This is a genomic window from Limisphaera ngatamarikiensis (assembly GCF_011044775.1).
Lineage (GTDB): Bacteria > Verrucomicrobiota > Verrucomicrobiia > Limisphaerales > Limisphaeraceae > Limisphaera > Limisphaera ngatamarikiensis.
Window position 1 is genome coordinate 3990 of record NZ_JAAKYA010000053.1, and the last position, 3045, is coordinate 7034.

The 3045-nt window shown below is 67.1% G+C and carries 2 protein-coding genes; one reads left to right on the plus strand and one right to left on the minus strand.

Annotation, left to right across the window (positions count from 1 at the left end; all coding sequences use genetic code 11):
• On the minus strand, positions 1 to 1347 hold a 1347-nt coding region (gene purL, locus G4L39_RS07995), incomplete at its 3' end, for a phosphoribosylformylglycinamidine synthase subunit PurL (RefSeq protein WP_205880871.1).
• A gap of 233 nt (positions 1348 to 1580) precedes the next feature.
• On the opposite strand from purL, the gene G4L39_RS08000 reads away from it, so the two are divergent.
• A partial coding sequence (locus G4L39_RS08000; protein ID WP_165107311.1) for a thioredoxin domain-containing protein occupies positions 1581 to 3045 on the plus strand: 1465 nt, incomplete at its 3' end.

The following is a 3045-nucleotide window of genomic DNA, read 5'->3' on the forward strand; positions in this document are numbered from 1 at the left end:
GCTGCCGGGGCAGACGACGGTGTTGTTACGGACCATGTGGTCGTACTGTCGGAAGACCCAGTTTTTGGAGGCGATGGTGGGCCAGGCGAGGAGCCGTCGGAGGGTGGCGGGGATATCGGGGGTTTCGGGGAACTGGTCGAGGGTGAAGGCGTGGGCTTCGGCGAGCCATGCGGGTGGGGTGCCCTGGCGGTGGTAGACGGGTGAATCGTTGGTGATTTTGTCGACGGGGATGTCGGCCACGATGCGGCCGCGGTGTTTGACGACCATGCGGCCGGTGTCGGTGACGACGCCGATTTGGGCCCAGGGCAGCTCCCATTTGTCGAAGATGCGTTGGACTTCTTCTTCGCGGCCCTTGTGGACGATGACGAGCATGCGTTCCTGGGACTCGCTGAGCATGATTTCGTAGCTGGAGAGGTTGGGGACGCGCTGGGGGACCTTGTCGAGGTCGATTTCGATGCCGGTGCCGGCGCGGGCGGCGGTTTCGCAGGTGGAGCAGGTGAGGCCTGCGGCGCCCATGTCCTGGATGCCGGCGACGGCGCCGGTGGCCAGGAGTTCGAGGCAGGCTTCGCAGACGAGTTTTTCCATGAAGGGGTCGCCGACCTGGACGGCTCCGCGCTGGAGTTCGGCGGATTCCTCGGTGAGGTCCTGGGAGGCGAAGGCGGCGCCGGCGAGGCCGTCGCGGCCGGTGGGGGGACCGACGTAGAAGACGGGGTTACCGACGCCCTGGGCGCGGGCGCGGGCGATTTGTTCGTGGCGGAGCACGCCGAGGCAGAAGACGTTGACGAGTGGGTTGCCCTCGTAGGAGCGGTCGAAGCAGACCTCGCCGGCGAGGGTGGGGATGCCGAAGCAGTTGCCGTAGTGGGCGATACCGGCGACGACGCCCGAGAAGAGGCGCCGGTTGTTGGCGGCGGTGGCGGGGTCGGACGCGGCCTCGTCGGTGATGGGTCCGAACCGGAGGGAATTGACGGCGCAGAGGGGTCGGGCGCCCATGGTGAAGATGTCGCGGATAATGCCGCCGACGCCGGTGGCGGCGCCCTGGAAGGGTTCGACGGCGCTGGGGTGGTTGTGGGATTCGACCTTGAAGGCGACGGCCAGGCCGTCTCCGATGTCCACGATACCGGCGTTTTCCTCGCCGGCGCCGACGAGGACGCGGGGCGAGCGGGTGGGGAACTGTTTCAGCAGGGGCCGGGTGTTTTTGTAGCTGCAGTGTTCGCTCCACATGACGGAGAAGATGCCGAGCTCCGTGTACGTGGGCGGGCGGCCCAGGATCCGGAGGATCAGGGCGTATTCGTCCGGCGTCAGGTTGTGCTGCGCCACCAGTTCCGGTGTGATTTCCGGTTCGTTCATCGGTTGCATGGATGGCATGGATACCGCGCGAATGGCCTACACAATGGCGATGGGAGGGGTCGGTTACAAGTCTGGCCCGGGTTGGGGACGGCGGGCGCGGGCGGTCGGGTGCGGTGGGGCGGGGCGGGCCCGGTCGGGTACGGGTTGCCCGGGGCGTGAAAGCGGTTAGGTTTGCGCGTTCCCGGTGGTGGAGGTCGCCGGGGTTGGAGAGTCAGGAAGCGGAGGGACCGACGATGAATTCCTTTGAATCGAGGGCCGGCGGGCGTCCGGTCAACCGGCTGGCGGGGGCGCTGTCGCCGTACCTGCTGCAGCATGCGCACAATCCGGTGGATTGGTATCCGTGGTGTGAGGAGGCGTTTGCGCGGGCGCGGGTGGAGGACAAGCCGATTTTTCTGAGCATCGGTTACGCGACCTGTCACTGGTGCCATGTGATGGAGCGGGAATCGTTTGAGGATCCGGCGGTGGCGGCGTTTTTGAATGCGCATTTTGTGAGCATCAAGGTGGACCGGGAGGAGCGGCCGGATCTGGACCGGCTGTACATGGCGTTTGTGCAAGCGACGACGGGCGAGGGTGGATGGCCGCTGACGGTGTTTCTGACGCCGGAGGGGGAACCGTTTTTCGGGGGGACCTATTTCCCGCCGGAACCGCGCCATGGCCGACCCTCGTTCCGGATGTTGCTGGAGCGGGTGGCGGAGTTGTGGCGGGAGCGTCGTTCGGAGCTGCGACGTGCGGCGGCCGAGCTGCGGAAACAACTGGCGGCGAGTCTGGAGCTGGAGAGTGCGGTGACGGGTCTGCCGGGTCCGGCCCTGTTGCGGCGTGCGGCGGAGCAGATCATGGCCCATTACGATCCCGTGCATGGTGGTTTTGGCGGGGCGCCCAAGTTTCCGCAGCCGGCGCTGGGGTTGTTTCTGTTGGCGGTGGCGTCGCGGCTGGAGCTGCCGGGGGCGGTGGAACAGGTGTTGACGACGTGTGACCGGATGGCGGCCGGCGGGATTCACGATCATCTGGGGGGTGGTTTTGCGCGGTATTCGGTGGATGAGCGCTGGCTGGTGCCGCACTTCGAGAAGATGCTCTACGATCAGGCGCAGTTGGTGCATTTGTACCTGGAGGCGTTTCTGGTGGGTGGCGCGGCCCGTCACGCGGCGGTGGCGCGGGGTATTCTGGAGTATGTGCTCCGGGATTTGCGGTTGCCGGAGGGCGGGTTTGCCTCGGGCGAGGACGCCGACAGCGAGGGTCAGGAGGGCCGGTTTTATTGTTGGACGGTGTCGGAGTTGCGGGAGGTGCTGACGCCGGAGGAGTTGGCCGTGGCGCAGCGGTACTTCGGGGTGACGGAGGCGGGGAACTTCGTGGACCACAGTCATCCGCGGCCGCTGCGGGGTTTGAATGTGTTGAGCGTGGCGGGGCCGGAGGTGTTGGAGGATCCGGGAGCCGGGGTGTTGCTGGCTTCGGCGATTCGGAAAATGCAGGAGGCACGGGCGCGGCGGGTGCGACCGTTGCGGGACGACAAGGTGTTGGCGTCGTGGAACGGTTTGATGCTGGGTGCGCTGGCCCGGGCGGGCGCGGTGCTGGGGGAGCCGCGGTATGTGGAGGCTGCGCGATCGAATCTTGCGTTTTTGCGGGGGCATATGTGGGAGGGGGCGGGAGGCGGCGGGGACGGCGGGGGCAGGGGTCGGGGCCGGCTGATCCATGAATGGCGGG